This is a genomic window from Marinococcus luteus (genome assembly GCF_900106595.1).
Classification (GTDB): Bacteria; Bacillota; Bacilli; order Bacillales; family Marinococcaceae; genus Marinococcus; species Marinococcus luteus.
The window spans coordinates 131,788-149,426 of record NZ_FNNC01000006.1; the positions used below are offsets into that span (position 1 = coordinate 131,788).

Below are 17,639 nucleotides of genomic sequence, written 5' to 3' on the forward strand. Positions count from 1 at the left end.
AAATATTCATTGAAGGTGACAATGTGAAAGATATATACAGCAGTGTGGTGCAGTTTCGCGGCACCCATTATGAATTTGGCAGATACCAGGGAGAACGTCTCGCCGGGTCGTTATCCGTTGAGAACCGGGATAAGCAATGGAAAATACGAAAACCGCGGTTTCAAGTGGACATAGGAGAAACGAAAGAAGCGCTCATGAAAGTGGCCCCTGGTATCTGGGAAGAGCTTGAAGGGCTGCAGGACGGTTTGAAATGGAGTGTGGAAAAAATTGTTATGCATTTTTCCGGCTATCGTCTTGAAATACCTAAATCGGGATGCTCTATTATGACCGGAGACAATTATCTAGTGCGTAATTATGACTACCACCCAAAAACCTACGAGGGCAGATACACATTGTTTCAGCCGTCGGAACAGGGCTATGCGATGATTGGACCATCACAGCGGGTAACCGGCCGGATGGACGGCATGAACGAAAAACAACTTGCGATGGGCTACAATTTTATGCACCGGAAAAAGCCGGGGGATGGATTTATCTGCTCCATGATTGGCCGCTTAATTCTGGAAGTATGTGCATCGGTGGAGGAGGCGGTGGATATGCTGAAAGAAATTCCGCATCGTCATTCATTCAGCTACGTGGTCCAGGACACGAAAGGTGTTTCCAAAGTAGTGGAGGCATCGCCGCGCGGAGTTATCGTCAGAGAGGATCAGACATGTACGAATCATTTTGAAAAAATGCCGGAAGAAAATCGTCATTATTTAGTGGAATCGAAAGCCCGGCAGGCGGTTATGGAAAAGAAAAAGCCGGTGCTCCCTTCCGCAGAAAACGTGTACCGGCTGTTAAATAATACTGAAGGCGGGGTGTTTTCGGATAATTATCACAGCTGGGCGGGTACGATTCATACCTCCGGTTATCTGCTGCAGGAACAAAAAGCATGGTTCGCACTGGGGGGCAACCGTGAGCCCTATGAAATTGACTTCTCCCGATGGCTGAAAGGGGAAGACCTTCCCGAACAGTATTTGTATGGCCAGATCGACACCGATATGAAGTTCCTTCACATGGACCAAAACGTAAAATAAACCGGCACGCGGCCGGTTTATTTTTTATATGCGAAAGTCCCAGTTCTGCTGCTCCTCCTGCTTCATCTGGTCCTCCGTATCCTGTGGATAAGCCGTGCGGAAGGCGTGATGGTCTGCTTCGATTACTTCCACCATCTTGTTAATCATATCGTCAGGGTCAAACTGGCTGTCGAGCATTTGCTCCATGTCGCTGATTGATTTTTCCGGAGTGAAGTTTTTTTCCGGGTCGTACCATTTCCACTTTTCTTCAAACATCCGGTCATTAAAGCCGGTTTCGTAGGGACCGGGGTTAATGGTTGCCACCTGGACATTGAATTCTTCAAGCTCAGCTTTCATGGATTTCGCAATGGATTCGATGGCGTGTTTAGTGGAACCGTACGGAGCCAAATATGGCATTGCGACCACACCGACGATAGAACTGAGAAAGATTATTTTGCCCCGGCCTTTTTCTACGAATTTTTTTGCAGCAATTTGCGCATTCTCAAGTGTGCTGAACACGTTTGTTTCATAAATTTCGCGAACGCGGTCAACCGGTATTTCAGCGATTGGGCCGCCTTCGCCGATGGCAGCGTTTGCGACGAAAATGTCATAGTCATAGTTGGCAATCAGCTGCTGATCCCGTTTATTCGTAATGTCGAGCTTGATCACTTCGAGGTCCACCCCCGCAGCTTCTGCTTCTTCCCGGAGACTTGTAATCTGCGCCATTATCTCGACTGCAGCAATCACGCGGTGGCCTTTTTTCGCCAGGCCAATTGCTGTGCCTTTCCCAAGGCCGGTACCGGCACCGGTAATAAATATTGTTTTACTCATAAATTGTCTCCCTCCTTGAATGGCAATCTGATTGTAATGGACCGTTCCCGTTTGAATGAAGGGCGAAACGCTCAGCACCGCCGGTATGAGTTTCCAGCCGTTCTTGGAAAATGAAAAAGGAAAATGAAAGAGCCCGGCGAAATAACAATTAAAGTATCTTTTGCACGTGGAACATCAATAAGGGAGGCTGAAACTGTGAATAGAATTAATCTTATTACACTTGGTGTCAGGGATATTTCTGTTTCCAGGAAATTTTACCGGGAGGGACTCGGTTTTGAGACCGCTGCAACTGAAGACGGCCCGGGTATTGTATTTTTTAACAATAAAGGCACCAGGCTGGCTCTTTATTCGTTACAGGAACTGGCGGAAGAAACTGGTGAAAAAATGGAGGAAGCGGCACAAGGTTTTTCGGGGGTGACGCTTGCGTACAATGCAAAGTCTGCGGAAGAAGTCGATAACGTCATGAAGCAGGCAGCCGAGGCCGGGGGCAGGATTGTAAAAGAGCCGGAATGGGTTTTTTGGGGAGGGTACAGCGGTTATTTTAAAGACCCGGACGGCCACCTTTGGGAAGCGGCGTACGCGGAATTTTGGGAATTTGACGAACAGGAAATGCTGATTATGGAATAAAAGGAGCCATTCTATGTTTGCATATAAAATTAACGATCGTTTGGAGCTTCTGCTGCTTCAAAAAGAGCATGCGGGGGAGCTGTTTGCCCTGATTGATAAAAATCGTGAACATCTAAAAGAATGGATGAACTGGGTAGACAACGTCCAGTCGGCCCAGGATACTGCTGCAAACATTGAAAGGACGCTCCAGCAGGCAGCAGCTGGAGACGGGTTTCGTGCAGGCATACGATTTGAAGGCGACCTTGTCGGTGTTATTAACTACCACGAAGTGGACTGGGGGAATAAAAAAACAAGCCTGGGTTACTGGCTTGGGGAGGAATACGAAGGAAAAGGCATCATGACGCAGGCAGTAGAAGCTTTTACGAATTATGCCTTCGACAGAATGGATCTGCACCGGGTGGAAATTCGCTGCGCTGAAAAAAATAAAAAAAGCAGGGCAGTCCCGGAAAAGCTGGGATTTCATCTGGAAGGGACATTAAAGGAATCAGAGCGTCTCGCCGGAGGCTATGTAAACCAGGTAGTCTACGGGATGGTGAATACAAAAAATGAAAGCAGCTGACAGATTTTAAGACAAACCCCGGTGTTTACACATCAGTGTACCGGGGGAAAAGATGTTAAGCAATCACGGTTAATTTTAAAGCCGGAGGGAAGCCTTTACTCTTTTCGGTTTATTTTGTATGAACGCTTTTGAAGAAAAAAGCATTTTCAGTAAATGGGGTAATCGGGTAAAGAGATAGTAGACAAAACTGGAGGGATACAAATGATTACGGCAGAACAGGAAAAAGCATTAAAAGATCAGCTTTTAGAAATGAAAGAAGAAAATAAAGAAAAAATTGAAGCAGAAGAAACAGGAAATGCTAACAACAATACAGAAACGATCGGTGAGCTTTCCGAGTACAGCAACCACCCGGGCGACCAGGGCACGGAGCTGCATGAAATGGAAAAAGACGCAGCATTAAATAACCAGGCCCGGGAACAGCTTGAAAACATCGACCATGCCCTTGAGGCGATGGAAAATGGAAATTACGGCAAGTGTGAAGTCTGCGGCAGAGAAATTCCATATGAACGTCTTGAAATTGTACCGGAAACAACGCGCTGTGTAGACCATGCAGGCAGCGATAAGCCTGCTCAGGATCACCCGGTGGAAGAAGACGTGGTCAACCCCGGGCCGGAGCGTGAAAAGAGAGAAGAAAATGTAGCTTTTGACAAAGAAGATACGTGGGAAGCAGTAAGTGAACACAGCACTTCCCAGACGCCTTCCGATGATCCGGAAATGACCGGCTACACAAGTGAACAGGAAGAAGAGCAGGAAGGCCGGAAAAAATAATTCGAAAGATAAATAATAGATATAACGGTGGTCGTACGTTAATTATGCGGGCGGCCATTTTTTATAATACCGTTTAGAAAGACAGAATAAAGCTCTATACTACAAATCGAATTGACAGCGTTTTCTTTTCGTGCTAAAGTCTTTTTAAGTTAATATATCGGGCTGAGTCGAATGAAAGCCGCACACTAAAACGCTCTACAAGGAGCGCGGTGTGCGGTTTTTTAGTCGTTTAAGTAAATGAAACGGCTGTCGATACTTATGTCTGCAAATTACAAACGCTTACAGGGGAGCTGGAAAAATGTCGATATACTTAGCAGAAGTCATTGGTACGATGATACTTATTATTTTTGGCGGTGGCGTTGTTGCAAACGTTAACTTAAACAAATCGAAAGCAGAGGGAGGAGGATGGATTGTTGTCGCTCTCGGCTGGGCGTTTGCCGTAGCAATGGGAGTGTATGCAGTCGGGCAGTTTTCCGGCGCGCATTTAAATCCAGCCGTTACTCTCGGCTTTGCATCTATTGGGGAGTTCCCGTGGGCAGATGTACCGGGCTATATCGTTTCTCAAATTATAGGAGCGGGGATCGGCGGAGCCGTTGTATACTTGCATTTTCTCGGGCACTGGAAGGAGACAGAGAATGCAGATGTGAAGCTGGCGGCTTTTTCAACAGATCCGGCGATTCCCAACCGGTTTGCGAACTTTTTAAGTGAGTTTATCGCGACTGCCGTATTTTTACTCGTATTAAACAGTATAGGCGCAAACGAGTTTACAGAAGGCTTGAACCCGCTTATTGTCGGTTTTCTTGTTGGGGCTATCGGGCTGTCGCTCGGCGGTACCACCGGCTACGCGATCAACCCGGCCAGGGATTTGGGCCCTCGTATTGCCCACGCCCTGCTGCCTATCGCCGGGAAACGGGATTCCAACTGGCCGTATGCCTGGATTCCGGTAGCGGCGCCGGTACTGGGAGGCGTTTTTGGCTCTCTTGTTTACCGGGCTGGATTTTTAGGGGAAGGATACGGTGTGCTTGCATTATTCAGTGTTGTTGTTCTCATCGTCTTCGGTGTTCTTTACTTCATGAATAAACGTGATACAGAAGTCAGCAATCCGGACGTTAAAAACTGATAACCAAAAGCTGCAGTCCCCATTAATAGGGGGATTGCAGCTTTTTATTTTTCAGTAAACAAAGCCGCTGCTGTGACATACGAATACCATAATGATAAGTGAAAATTTGTAAAAGTATGTAGCAGTTTATACGTAACCTGCCCTTTGTTCCGTCGACTAATATCAGGAACAATTAAAATAAACATATTTTCTTACGAAAAAATAAATATAATGCTTTTATATTTATGGAGGATAAAATGAAAAAATCAAAAGGAACTGTCCGGCTGCATGCACCGGCAGGAATTTACGAAGGCCGTTTATACAAACATGTTCAGGAATATCTCGGAATTAAGTATGCAGAAGCGGAGCGGTTCAAAAAGCCGAAGCGTTTAGATGAATCCACAGAAGTATACAGTGCTCTGGATTATGGTCCCGCCTGCCCACAGTCCGTGGAAGGCCTCAGAAAAGGTACGGAATCGGAGGACTGCTTGTATGTAAACATCTGGAGACCGGACGAAGAACCGGTGCACCGCCGGCCGGTGATGGTTTTTATTCACGGCGGCGGCTTTAACAGCGGATCGAACCGGGAGGCGCTGTATGACGGAAAATCGTTGGCTGCCCGGGGAGAAGTAGTGCTGGTGAGTATTAATTACCGGCTGGGAATGTTTGGCTTTTTGGATGCAGAAAATATTTGCGGACCGGAACGGGCCTATATGAAAAATCTCGGACTGCTGGACCAAATGGAAGCACTCCGCTGGGTCCAGGAAAACATTGAAAGCTTTGGTGGAGACCCGGGCAACGTCACAATCTTTGGAGAGTCAGCGGGCAGCATCAGTGTAACCTCCCTGCTCGCTGCCCCAGCCGCCCGGGGGCTTTTTCAGAAGGTCATCGCTCAAAGCGGAGTGATCACCGGACTTGCGCGTTCGGTGGAGGATGCGGTGAATATTTCGGACCAGCTTATTTACAAGCTCGGCCTGCATTCTATGAATGATATCTGCTCCACTCCTGCAGAAAATCTTGTAAAAACTACAGTGTCGTTCGTGAACAAAAATTTTACCTCCAACGGCCCGTATAACGGGTCCAGAATGTTTGCCCCCACACCAGATGGAGAAATTATTCCGTTTGACGTAGAGCGGGCGATTCAGGAAAACGCGGGAAAGGTGCAGCTCCTTCACGGCTCCAATGCCAATGAGATGCATTTTTTCAAGCTGCTGATTCCAGAGCTGCGCCAGAAAAAATCGGTGGAGACATATGTATTATTTTATCTTCGGAAATACGAGCATATGTCAGAAGAGACAACGATGGCTGTTTACCATGACTATAAGAAAAGATATCCGAAATGGAGCCGATCGCAGATTTTTATGCAGATGTTTACAGACCGGGCGTTTCGTTTGTATCACACAGAACTCAGCGAGCTTTATTCCCGGGCAGGGGGGAAAGTGTATCAATACCGTTTCAGTGTGGAAGTCCGCTGGCTGAAAGCCTGTCATGGACTGGAGCTGGGGTATTTGTTTAATACGGTTAAAACAGCTTTTTCCCTCCGGAACCGGAAGCTTTTAGGCATAAATGAAAGCCCGGGGCTTACCCGCCGGATGCAGGACGCCTGGGTTAGGTTCGCGAGGGAAGGAGATCCTGGGCATGGAGACATTCCGGAATGGAAACAGTATACAAAGGAACGGCCGGAAACGATGATTATAGGGAAAAAATGGGTGCCAAGGCGCCATGATCATGCGGAGGATGATTTTGCCTGGAGAGCCAGGCTGGCCGAAACGTATACGCGTCCATTGGCATCTAGAAGCTGATAATACGCATATGCTATACTGATATGAAACGTAATGCGGACCTTTCAGAGAGTCCGCATTTTACATAATGAAAAGAGTTTGACAACAGAGGAGAGCGTCGAGATGAAGGCACCAGCGATAAAAACGCATTACAGGACACCGGTGCAGCAGCTGAAGAAGAGACAGTCCCCGTGGAAGGAAAAACAGTACAGCTGCCGGACGAAGGAATGGCTTGGAGATGAATATGGGATAACGATCCGCATTGAAATTGGGGATGACCGGCTGCCAAAGCGTATTGAAGAAGAATATTCCTTTATCGAATGGGCAGCAGGGCCGGAATGGGAAAACCGTGTCAGAGTACCGCTTCGTTTTTTTGCGGCCGACGTAAGAAACGGCCGGAGTTTTTCAACGTTTGAAGGCTATGTGCCTTACGTGCTGCTTGAAAAGCTGTCGGCTGATGTTCCCTTTAAAGCGGTCGGCTGGGCGGTGCTTTCGAACCGGCGGGAAGGAATTCGTTTTCGACTGAAAACCGGACGAAGCGGAACGACCTGGCTGCAGAAGGGGACAATTAGTGTAAATGAAAAAGGCTGTTTATTCAGGCCGGTGATCAATAAATTTAACAACCTGGAACTGAAGGTTACCAGGCCGTCCGGAAAAAAAGTGAAGCTCTTTCCTGCATATCTGATGGATGTAGAAGCAGTGGATGACGGATGGGTATTGCTCGGCACGGCTTCAAAGCATCTGCTTGAAGCAAACGGCTGGCCGTCAAAGCTTCAATTGATCCTGAAAAAGCGCGGAGAGCCAAAAAAATATTATTATCCCGTTGAATGGAAGAACGATAAATGGTGGTCGTCGACTGTAGAACTCGAGGCTTCAAGCCATTTTACAGGCGTATGGGATTTTTATATCGCAGATGCCAGCGAGAAACCATTATGGCGGCATCGCCTTCATATGCCGGCCAAGGATATTGCGAAAGCATCCAAGTGGTATGCTCCTCATTATGAAAAAGGGGCTGTCAGCTTCCGGCTGTACCGCACCCAGAATTATTCGGCTTCGGTTATGATTCAGACAGAAAACGTTAAACTGTATACGGTCCGGGCAAGCTATGAACAGGGTACCATCCATTTTCGGGGCACGCTTTACTGGAACCGCTACACTCCGGATACCTGGGAGCTCGTATGGAAAAACAGAGATACCAATGAAGAAGCTTCCGTGCCGGTGCATGTGTATAAGCTGCATTCCAGACAGGCGCAATACGTTTTTCACGGAGAAGTGACAGATTTATTTAAAAATAAAGCCGGGAGAGAAAAGCATCCCTACCGGTTCGGGCGGTCGGATCTTTACCTGCGTGTCACAAGAAATGGGGAGGAGATTGACTACCGGCTGCGTTCCAACAGCAGGAACCTTGTGAAAAACACAAAGCTTGAATGGTACCACCAGGACAAAATCTACCGCCACCAGTTTTACCGGACGACGAGTAAACGTGTCGCCTTCTCCATAGATGAAATCGACATTGCCAAGGACATCACATCAATGAAGGTAAAAAATGGGAAATTCATTATTGAAGGGCAAGCCCGTTTTACAACACTGACACGTAATCTACGGCCAAGGCAGCGGGTAACTGTAGTGGTAAAGAACCGGGAAACGGAAGACGAGCATCACTTTTCCATCAAAAATCAGCACCTGAAAGATAACTGGGTGCAATTTGAAGCGGAAGCGGCGTTCGAAGATTTCCGTGCGCTTCACGGCGATAAGGCTGTGCTGGATATGCATATCCGTCTGCATGCCGGGGAATTCATGCACGAACGAAAGCTTGGAAAAAAAGACTTTATCTATTATAAAGATGAAATCCTGCATTCCTGGGTGCTTGAAGAAGAAGATCGGGCGGTTTCCTGGTACGTGACCTATACGCCTCGGGGAAATGTGAAAATAGAGACGACAACGTATCCGCGTAAACATTTCCTGAAGCTTCAGGAAGAAAATGCCAGAATGCAAAAGGCCGAAAAAAAGCCTGCAGTGTGGGTAATCGGGGAACGGCCGGATACGGCGCAGGATACAGGATATCATTTTTTCAGATACTGCCGGACCGCTCACCCGGAAATGGCAGTGTACTATGCGATCGAAGAGGATTCCATGGACCGGGAAGCCGTGGAAAAGCTTGGGAATGTGCTGATTATCGGAAGCGATGAGCACGTGGACGTTTGTCTGCGGGCAACAGCCTTTTTCGGTTCGCATGACATTGAATATTTTCTTCCGTTTAAAGGGCCGTTAATGGAATCATACCGGAGCGGCCTGCGTGTCTTTCTGCAGCACGGCGTGCTTGGACGAAAGCGTGTGGAATACAACCGGGAATACTATAAATACCCGTTTCATCTATTTTGTGTCAGCTCGAAAAGTGAAAAGAAAATGGTTATGAAAAAAATGCATTATGATGAAGAAACCGTACAGGTAACGGGCCTTTCAAGATTTGATAATCTCCTTGAGGGACCGCCGGCGGAACGGAAAATTATTTTTATTCCGACCTGGAGGGAGTGGCTTCACTCCAAAGAAACCTTTCTGGAGTCGGAATATTACCGCCGGTACAAAAGCTTTCTGGAAAACCCGAAGCTGCACCGGTTTTTAGAGAAAAATGACGTTGTGCTGCAGTTTTATCCGCACTACCGGATGCAGCAGTACACGGACGCTTTTGATAGAATTAACAGTGATAAAATCGAAGTAGTCAAACTGGGTAAAAAAACGGTCCAGCAGCTGTTAAAGGAAAGTATGCTGATGATCACTGACTACTCGAGCGTTTCATTTGATTTTACGTACATGCAGAAGCCGGTCATCTATTATCATTTCGATACGAAACGATTTTTTCAGGGCGGCAGCCTCCGGCCACTTGAAGAGACTTTTCTTGGAGATGTTGTCCATTCGGAAGAAGAGCTTCTGAAAAGTCTGCGGCGTCATTTGAAGCGTGGGTGGACCGAAAAGAAAGCGGTAAGCGAAAACAGGGAAATGATTTTCAGTCATTCAGATAAGCACAATGCAGCGCGCATTTTCCAGGCTGCAGAAGAGCTGGAAGAAGAAAACAGATGACGGGGCAGAGCCATTCTGCTCCGTTTTTTGCGGGGCAGATCAGCCCATAAACTATATTAAAATATCTTTAAATATGTGAAAAAATGTGAAGGTTGTCATGGTTGTCACATAGTTTTATAGAAAGTTCCTTCCACTTCCCATGATTAGACGACATATTTGGCAGGGTATATGTGTTACAATTAACGCGTCAAGTTGATAAATGTAAATTTTTAATGAAGAATTTGTTGAGAAAATTATTTGTGTAGAAGAATAAAATACAGAGTAAAATTAACGGAATACAGGGGGGCACTACTATGAAAAAAGTATTGACTTACGGCACGTTCGATTTGCTGCATTGGGGGCATATTAATCTTCTTCGCAGAGCTAAAGAGCTTGGAGATTATTTGGTGGTAGCAATATCGACAGACGAATTCAATGACTTGAAATCCAAAAAAGCATACTACACGTATGAACAGCGTAAGCTGATTTTGGAAGCGGTTCGCTATGTAGATGAAGTCATCCCGGAAGAAAACTGGGAGCAGAAAATCGACGACGTACTCGACCACGACATTACTACCTTTGTGATGGGTGACGACTGGCACGGAAAATTCGATTTCCTCCGCCCGTACTGTGAAGTAGTTTATCTGCCGCGTACTGCTGACATCTCGACGACGAAAATCAAAAAAGAATTACTGCTCGTAAACTATTAATCTTCACTCAAAGAGGCTTCGCCTGCCTAAGCGGAGAACCTGAGCAGCCGGGGAGGGAGAGATGTTCTCTCCCTTTTTTTGTTGCCATCAAAATTAACAATGATTTACAAAAACTTAAACCTGTTTTGTAAGTTTGTCGTTTTTGTTAAGCTCTTTTTTGATAGAATGGAACAAGATGCGCTGCAAAGCATCCAAAATACGAACTTTTAAAAAATTGAGGGACGATAATGGCAAAAAAGAAATGGACGAAAAAATACAAAAAGAAATTTAAACGCTCCTGGAAAAATGCGAAAAAACGGGTAACGAAACGATGGAAAAAAATTAAAAGGCTGCGCAACGGCAAAAATTTCTATAAAGCGGTTCTATCGGTGCTGGGAAAGCTCCCTAAAAACGAAAACATTATTGTTTTTGAAAGCTTTTTCGGCAAACAGTACAGCTGTAACCCGCGTGCGATTTATGAACAAATGCAGCAGGATTATCCCAAGCTCCGGTTTTACTGGAGCATTGACCACCGGTACAAAGAGCTTTTTGATGAACGGGGCCTCAAGACAATCAAACGCTTTTCTTTCCGCTGGTTTATTGTTTTGATGCGTGCCAGGTACTGGGTGTTTAACAGCCGGCTGCCAAAATGGATTCCGAAGCCGGACAAAACGGTTTATATTCAAACGTGGCACGGCACCCCGCTCAAAAAACTCGCCAAAGATATGAATGAAGTGACTATGCCGGGTACTACGACAGAAAAATATAAAAGGAACTTCCTTTTTGAAGCCGGACGCTGGGACTATCTTGTAGCCCCGAATCCTTATTCCGCCCAGATTTTCCGGAGGGCGTTTGAATTCAGGCATAATCTGCTTGAAACCGGATATCCAAGAAATGACTATCTTCATCATTATTCGCATTCGGACGTCGAACAGATCAAGGAAAATCTCGGCATTCCGGAAGGGAAAAAGGTCATCCTGTATGCTCCAACATGGCGGGACAATGAATACTATTTTATTGGGAAATACAAATTTACCCTTTCGATGGATCTCGAGGAAATGCGCAGGCGCCTCGGAGACGAGTACGTACTGCTTCTGCGTCTGCATTACCTCGTGTCTGATCATCTGGATGTTACCGGGTACGAGGATTTTGCGATTGATGCTTCTGCGTATGAAGACATCCGGGATCTTTACGTGGTCAGTGATGTGCTGATTACAGATTATTCTTCTGTGATGTTTGATTATGGCATTTTAAAGCGCCCGATGATATTTTATACGTATGACATCGAGAGCTACCGGGATAAGCTGCGCGGCTTCTATTTTGACTTTGAGCAGGAAGCCCCGGGACCGCTTGTGATGAATACCGAAGAAATCATTGAAGAAGTAGAAAACAGCAGCACCATTCGGGAACGTTACCATAAAGAGGTTGCCGATTTTGAAGAACAGTTCAATCAGTGGGAAGACGGCTATGCGGCCAAACGTGTGGTGGAAAAAGTGTTCAACGCAAATTAATCAGTTGGGCAGAGGATAAAAGAGGGAAACAATATGAATGCAGTACGAACCGTGGCGAAAGAATTATGGACGAGCATTCCGCTGATCAACCGGCTGGCGGTGTATGAAACTAAAATTAAAAACAAAAGCAATTACCTTGGTTCCTTCTGGGAAATCATCAGTCCGCTTCTGTTTATCGCCATCTATTGGTTTGCTTTTGGCTACGGGATCCGCCAGCGGAGCGATGTGGATGGCATTCCTTTTCTTACCTGGATGCTTGCGGGCATTATTTTGTGGTTTTTTATCCAGCCGGGAGTAACCAACGGATCAAAAGCTATTTTTTCTAAGATAAAAATGATTTCCAAAATGAATTTTCCAACAAGCATCATTCCGGCCTATGTGGTGATCTCAAGACTCTTTCCACATTTGGCGCTGCTTGCGATTACGATTGTTTACATGCAGTTTGCCGGACATCCGGTCAGCGTGTATTATCTTCAAATTCCGTATTTTCTTGTGGCAGCTATTCTGCTTGTGATCAGCGTGGTAATGATCACCTCCACGCTCACGGTGATTGTCCGGGATTTTCAAGTATTTATTCAATCTTCGATCCGGGTGTTTTTGTATTTAACCCCGATACTGTGGCCGATGGATAACCGGCTGCCTGACTGGCTGATTCCTGTGATGAAAATCAACCCGATGTACTACCTGGTGGAAGGATACAGGGCAAGCTTCTTTTACGGGGAATGGTACTTTATCACAAATGCCAGCTACACCCTTTATTTCTGGGCATTGGTTTTTGTGCTTTTCAGTATTGGAGCCGTGCTGCACGTGCGCTTCCGCCGGCACTTTGTGGATTTTCTGTAAACGGGCAGTACGGATAGTTTTATAAATCACACAATGAGGATAGAGACGGGGGAGAACAAATGAAAAAATCCGTCGTAGTCAAAAATGTTTCAAAAAAATATAAGCTGTATGATACGCATGCCGAGCGGCTGAAGGACCTGCTTCTGCCAAAAAGCTACGGGGAAGAATTTTACGCTCTGCATAATGTTTCGTTTAAAGCAGACAAAGGGGATATCATTGGGCTCGTAGGTGTCAACGGTTCCGGAAAATCAACTCTTTCCAATATTATTTCCGGGACAATTCCGCCAACGAAGGGATCGGTAAAGACGAATGGGGAAGCTGCGATGATCTCTGTTTCCACCGGGCTGAACGGAAAGCTCTCCGGGCGGGAAAACATCGAGCTGAAATGCTTGATGCTCGGATTTTCCAAGCGGAAAATCCGGGAGATGGAACCGGCTATTATCGAATTTTCCGAGCTTGAACAGTTCATTGACCAGCCGGTAAAATCGTATTCAAGCGGCATGAAGTCAAGACTTGGCTTCGCCATTTCGATCACTGTAAATCCGGATATTTTTATTGTAGACGAAGCTTTATCAGTGGGGGATAAAGCCTTTGCTCAAAAATGCCTGGATAAAATGCACGAATTCAAGCAGCGCGGGAAAACGATGTTTTTTGTCAGCCATTCGCTGACGCAGATGAAAGAATTCTGCAACAAAATACTGTGGCTTGAATTTGGAGAAATAAAAGCTGAAGGAGAAGCCTCCGAAATTTTAAAACAATACGAAGACTTCCTTAAAGAATACAATGCTTTTACCCCGAAAGAGAAAAAAGCATTCCGGAACCGGGGCTTTGAAAAGCAGAGCGCTGTCCGGGCAGTAACGCAGTAAGCAGCATCCCGGGTGGTGCTGCTTTTTGCTTTTGGCTTAAAGCCTGGAGTGATATGATAAACACATCCGATTAAAGGGAATGGAGCCAATACATTGCGGTTAACAGGAGAGCAGTTTGATTTGGAATTGCTGCAGGAAAAACATACAGATTCACTGTTTGAAGTCGCTTCAGAACCGTCCAATTGGACATATATGACGAGAAAGATGCATAATAAACATGATATGAAGCTGATTGTCGAAGAAGCACTGAAGCTGCATCAGCAGGGAGATACGATGCCTTTTATTGTGAAACGTAAGAGGGACGGGGCAATTGTTGGATCGACCAGGCTTTATGATATTTCCCCGCGGCGGAAAACGGCAGAGATTGGATCGACGTATTACAGTGAAAGTGTGCGCTCTACCGGCGTAAATACGGAATGCAAATATTTACTTCTCACATATGCGTTTGAAACCCTGGGGGTTGTTCGTGTACAGTTTAAAACAGATGAACAGAACAAAGCCGCCAGAAAAGCCATTCAAAAACTGGGCGCCTTCGAAGAAGGTATTCTGCGTAATGAGCGCAAACTGCCGGATGGACGTGTGCGCAATGCGGCTGTTTACAGCATTATAAAAGAGGAATGGCCGGAGGTAAAAGCGAAATTAACGGAAAGAATTGAATTCAAGAAAAAGGGGCACGAATAATATGGCATTGATGGATGATTTAGTAGAAGCATATCTGCAGCAGTTTGATGAGTTTATGTTCGTTTTGGATAAAAAGCTCGGGCTCGTATTTGTAGAAACAGTATCAGAAGATACGCCGCTTTCCTGGAGTTCGGAGGAAAGTGCGAATCTGGTGGCTATCCCGACGATTACAAAAGCGGAAAGTACACGGCTGATGCAGGACTTTGCCTCGAAGCAGCCGGAGAATAAAGAGCAGTCCCTGCAAAAAGCATTGGAAGAAGAGGACCGCTTTTTATCTTTCGAAAAACAGGTGGAAGAATTCGGACTCGAAAATGAATGGGAGCAGTTCGAACGGGACAATGCCAAAAAATACGTGCAGGATTGGCTGCAGTTGCTTCAGCTAGATTACAACGAACTGAATGAAAAGCACGCAATCCATGCAGCAGATGAGTAAGCGGGGCAGATAATATGGCTGTGCACGAAGAATTGCAGGCAATTTTAGAAGAGCAGGAAAGTATGATGCAGATGCACGAGCTGACGCCGGTCGAGGCCCGTGGCCAATTTAATGACAGTATTGACGTTATTACATCACACGTCAACGTCGATGAAGCCGGCGGGATTCGGGACGTAATGACTACCGGGGAATACGGGGAAATACCGCTCCGGATTTATTATCCGGATACCGAGATGGACCGCTACCCGACCATTGTCTATTATCACGGCGGCGGATTTGTGATTGGAAATATTGGGACCCACGATCACATCTGCCGCGCCATTGCCAAAGAGTCGGATTGCGCAGTGGTGAGCGTGGATTACCGGCTTGCACCGGAGCATCCGTTTCCAGCAGCGCCCAAGGATGCATACAATGCGCTGCTATGGCTGGTGGAAAATGCGGAGCCGCATCAGCTGGACACGGAAAGGACCGCTCTGGCCGGAGACAGTGCCGGTGGCAACTTGGCAGCTGTGACCGCTATACGTGCGCTGAAAGAAAACGGCCCAAAGGTGGCCTCACTGCTGCTTTTTTATCCAAGTGTCAGCGGAGAGCACGATTTTCCTTCGGTTGATATGTTTGCTGGAGGATACGGTCTGCCGCTCCGGGACCTGGAATGGTTTATGGAACAGTATGCTGATGGAGAAGATGAGGAGAATCCATATCTCGCTCCGCTTGCCTTTGAACGCCTTGGTGAACTTCCGCCTACTCATATCGTTACTGCTGAAAACGACGTGCTTCGGGACGAAGGGGAGGCATTCGCCAAAGCTATTGATCAGGACGGCGGACAGGTAAGCCTACGCCGGGCAGAAGGTATGATTCACGGTTTTCTGCATTGGACCAGAGCGTTTCCAGAGGTTGATGAAGAGCTTCTCGCTGCGTTAGAACCGGTTAAAGACGTGCTGGCGGAATAAATGAAAATAAAAAGAGATGCCTCCTGTATAAAAGTATACAGGGGGATTTTTGTATTATATGTAAATTGAATTTACATATAATACAAAAAAGCATTGTTATTTCACAAATTATCGCCTAAGATAATAGTAGGGAATAGGTATATGTACTTAAACAAGGAAGAATTTGTGTGTCGAAAAAATTGTTGGTGAGTCTATTCAGCGCAGGGGTAATTTCATTGGGGATCACTGCACCTGTGTGAGCGGACGATGAAAACTGTTCGGACTTTAGTGACGGGGAAGAAGTTTTGGCCTTTTGGGAAGATAATAATTACGGGCCAGACAACGATAACTTACCATGTGAAAATTTGACGGAAGGCATGGAAAGTGAATTTGACGCCGCAGTCTCAAACAACGGTGAACCAACAGAATCTACAGATAACAGTTCCTCCGCTGACACTTCAGAAGATACGGCTTCTACTACGGAAGAAGGCGTGACAGAAGAAGAATCCTATTCCTCCGACGAAGGCACTACAGAAGAAACGACTACAGAAGAAGAAGCTGCTTCCACAGAAGCTTCTGATGAAAATATGACTGAAGAATCTGCAGAAGAAGGCGGCGAAATGCCGGAAACATCTACAAATCAACCAGCCTGGGCTTTAGCGGGAACAGCAGTAGCCGGACTGGGAGCTCTTTTACTTGTACGCAGACGGGCAGCGTCTCACTAATAAATATTCACATATCCTGTTCCCTGACCGCTGTGCTCTTAGATACAGCGGTCATTTTATTACGTGTTTCATTTAAAGGAGTAAAAGGTATGAGGAATATAGGAGAGGAGGCTCATAATGAAAGCAATTGTCATTGAACAATACGGAAGTGCTGAACAACTTGTGGAAAAAGAAATGGAAGCGGAAACACCCGGGGACAGACAGGTGCTCGTGGATGTGTACGCTACTTCCATCAACCCGCTTGACTGGAAACTGCGGGAAGGGTACATGAAAGATGACATCCCTTTCGAATTTCCTATCATTTTGGGATGGGATGTAGCAGGCGTCGTCCGCACAGCAGGAAAAGATGTCACTGCCTTCGGGCCAGGAGACAGAGTGTTTGCGCGGCCGAAATTAACGGGACGCGGTACTTATGCAGAACAGACATTAGTGGATGAAAACCTGTTAGTAGCCATTCCTGAGCCTATGTCCTATGAAGAGGCAGCCGGGATTCCGCTCGCCGGGATGACCGCCCAGCAGTGCCTGCTCGAATTTGGAGAAATCACTGAAGGCAGCAAAGTGCTTATTCAGGGTGGATCCGGCGGCGTCGGCCATTTTGCGATACAGGTAGCTAAAGATGTGGGAGCCTACGTAGCGGCTACAGCAAGCGGCAGAAATCAGGAATTTTTGAAGCAGATGGGCGCCGATGTGGCGATCAATTATGAAGAAGAGAATGTAGTGGATATACTTTCAGACTATGATATGGTATTAGATACAGTGGGAGAAAGTGTCCATGAGGAAAGCTTCCGCGTGCTACGCACCGGTGGAAGATTTGCTTCGGTTGCTGCCCCGCCTTCTCAGGAAAAAGCAGAAGAAGCCGGTATTACTGCCGGATTTGTATGGCTGCAGGAAGAAGGCGAAAAGCTCCGGCGTTTAACATCACTGTATAATAAAGGTGCATTGCGTGTGGAAATTAACAGCAAGCACAAATTTTCAGAAAAAGGTCTTCGGGCAGCACATAAAGAGAGCGAAGAAGGACGTGCCCGTGGTAAAATAGTCATTAAGGTCCGCTAGAGATCTAATGAGGCGTTTCTGTTTCCTGCGGGAAACGGAACGGCCTCTACATAACAGGGGGATAGCAGAGAAAAAATAGGACTTTAATAAAGAAAAAATTTTCCTGCTATTGAAATATTAGTGCATAATATA

At 46.3% G+C, this 17,639-nt stretch carries 17 protein-coding genes; 16 read left to right on the plus strand and 1 reads right to left on the minus strand.

The window, feature by feature from the left end; genetic code table 11:
• Positions 1–23 precede the first annotated feature (23 nt).
• The gene (locus BLV22_RS12520; RefSeq protein WP_091615927.1) at positions 24–1,076 is read left to right on the plus strand and encodes a C45 family autoproteolytic acyltransferase/hydrolase; all 1,053 of its coding nucleotides are present in this window, start codon (positions 24–26) and stop codon (positions 1,074–1,076) included.
• A gap of 24 nt (positions 1,077–1,100) precedes the next feature.
• Here BLV22_RS12520 and BLV22_RS12525 read toward each other — a convergent pair whose 3' ends face one another.
• Positions 1,101–1,886 (minus strand): SDR family oxidoreductase, encoded by a 786-nt coding sequence (locus BLV22_RS12525; RefSeq protein ID WP_091615930.1) that lies wholly within the window; start codon positions 1,884–1,886, stop codon positions 1,101–1,103.
• Positions 1,887–2,081: 195 nt separating this feature from the next.
• On the opposite strand from BLV22_RS12525, the gene BLV22_RS12530 reads away from it, so the two are divergent.
• The 15 genes from BLV22_RS12530 (at position 2,082) to BLV22_RS12600 (ending at position 17,507) form a co-directional block, all read left to right on the plus strand.
• On the plus strand, positions 2,082–2,513 hold the full coding sequence (locus BLV22_RS12530) for a VOC family protein (protein ID WP_091615933.1): 432 nt from the start codon (positions 2,082–2,084) through the stop codon (positions 2,511–2,513).
• 13 nt (positions 2,514–2,526) lie between these two features.
• A complete protein-coding gene (locus tag BLV22_RS12535) occupies positions 2,527–3,072 on the plus strand; it encodes a GNAT family N-acetyltransferase (RefSeq protein ID WP_091615936.1) in 546 nt (181 codons plus the stop codon).
• 201 nt (positions 3,073–3,273) lie between these two features.
• Entirely contained in the window at positions 3,274–3,840 is a 567-nt protein-coding gene (locus tag BLV22_RS12540) for a TraR/DksA C4-type zinc finger protein (protein ID WP_091615938.1), read from the plus strand.
• Between the two features lie 298 nt (positions 3,841–4,138).
• A complete protein-coding gene (locus BLV22_RS12545; RefSeq protein WP_091615941.1) occupies positions 4,139–4,960 on the plus strand; it encodes an MIP/aquaporin family protein in 822 nt (273 codons plus the stop codon).
• 236 nt (positions 4,961–5,196) lie between these two features.
• Positions 5,197–6,741: a carboxylesterase/lipase family protein gene (locus tag BLV22_RS12550; RefSeq protein ID WP_176967770.1), complete on the plus strand. Its 1,545-nt coding sequence runs from the start codon at positions 5,197–5,199 to the stop codon at positions 6,739–6,741.
• A gap of 102 nt (positions 6,742–6,843) precedes the next feature.
• Positions 6,844–9,798, plus strand: a complete 2,955-nt coding sequence (locus BLV22_RS12555) for a CDP-glycerol glycerophosphotransferase family protein (RefSeq protein WP_176967771.1) — start codon at positions 6,844–6,846, stop codon at positions 9,796–9,798.
• A 293-nt stretch (positions 9,799–10,091) separates the two neighbouring features.
• A complete protein-coding gene (tagD, locus tag BLV22_RS12560; RefSeq protein ID WP_022793663.1) occupies positions 10,092–10,487 on the plus strand; it encodes a glycerol-3-phosphate cytidylyltransferase in 396 nt (131 codons plus the stop codon).
• Between the two features lie 227 nt (positions 10,488–10,714).
• The gene (locus BLV22_RS12565; protein WP_091615949.1) at positions 10,715–11,977 is read left to right on the plus strand and encodes a CDP-glycerol glycerophosphotransferase family protein; all 1,263 of its coding nucleotides are present in this window, start codon (positions 10,715–10,717) and stop codon (positions 11,975–11,977) included.
• 33 nt (positions 11,978–12,010) lie between these two features.
• Positions 12,011–12,820 (plus strand): ABC transporter permease, encoded by an 810-nt coding sequence (locus tag BLV22_RS12570; RefSeq protein WP_091615952.1) that lies wholly within the window; start codon positions 12,011–12,013, stop codon positions 12,818–12,820.
• A gap of 59 nt (positions 12,821–12,879) precedes the next feature.
• A complete protein-coding gene (gene tagH / locus BLV22_RS12575; RefSeq protein ID WP_091615955.1) occupies positions 12,880–13,686 on the plus strand; it encodes a teichoic acids export ABC transporter ATP-binding subunit TagH in 807 nt (268 codons plus the stop codon).
• 93 nt (positions 13,687–13,779) lie between these two features.
• The gene (locus BLV22_RS12580) at positions 13,780–14,367 is read left to right on the plus strand and encodes a GNAT family N-acetyltransferase (protein WP_245724094.1); all 588 of its coding nucleotides are present in this window, start codon (positions 13,780–13,782) and stop codon (positions 14,365–14,367) included.
• Between the two features lies 1 nt (position 14,368).
• On the plus strand, positions 14,369–14,800 hold the full coding sequence (locus BLV22_RS12585) for a UPF0158 family protein (RefSeq protein ID WP_091615956.1): 432 nt from the start codon (positions 14,369–14,371) through the stop codon (positions 14,798–14,800).
• A gap of 14 nt (positions 14,801–14,814) precedes the next feature.
• Positions 14,815–15,750 carry an alpha/beta hydrolase gene (locus BLV22_RS12590; protein WP_091615959.1) on the plus strand — a complete coding sequence of 312 codons (936 nt, stop codon included), beginning with the start codon at positions 14,815–14,817 and terminating at the stop codon, positions 15,748–15,750.
• A 356-nt stretch (positions 15,751–16,106) separates the two neighbouring features.
• Positions 16,107–16,454 carry an LPXTG cell wall anchor domain-containing protein gene (locus tag BLV22_RS12595; RefSeq protein WP_176967772.1) on the plus strand — a complete coding sequence of 116 codons (348 nt, stop codon included), beginning with the start codon at positions 16,107–16,109 and terminating at the stop codon, positions 16,452–16,454.
• Positions 16,455–16,571: 117 nt separating this feature from the next.
• Positions 16,572–17,507 carry an NADP-dependent oxidoreductase gene (locus BLV22_RS12600; protein ID WP_091615965.1) on the plus strand — a complete coding sequence of 312 codons (936 nt, stop codon included), beginning with the start codon at positions 16,572–16,574 and terminating at the stop codon, positions 17,505–17,507.
• Positions 17,508–17,639: the final 132 nt, after the last annotated feature.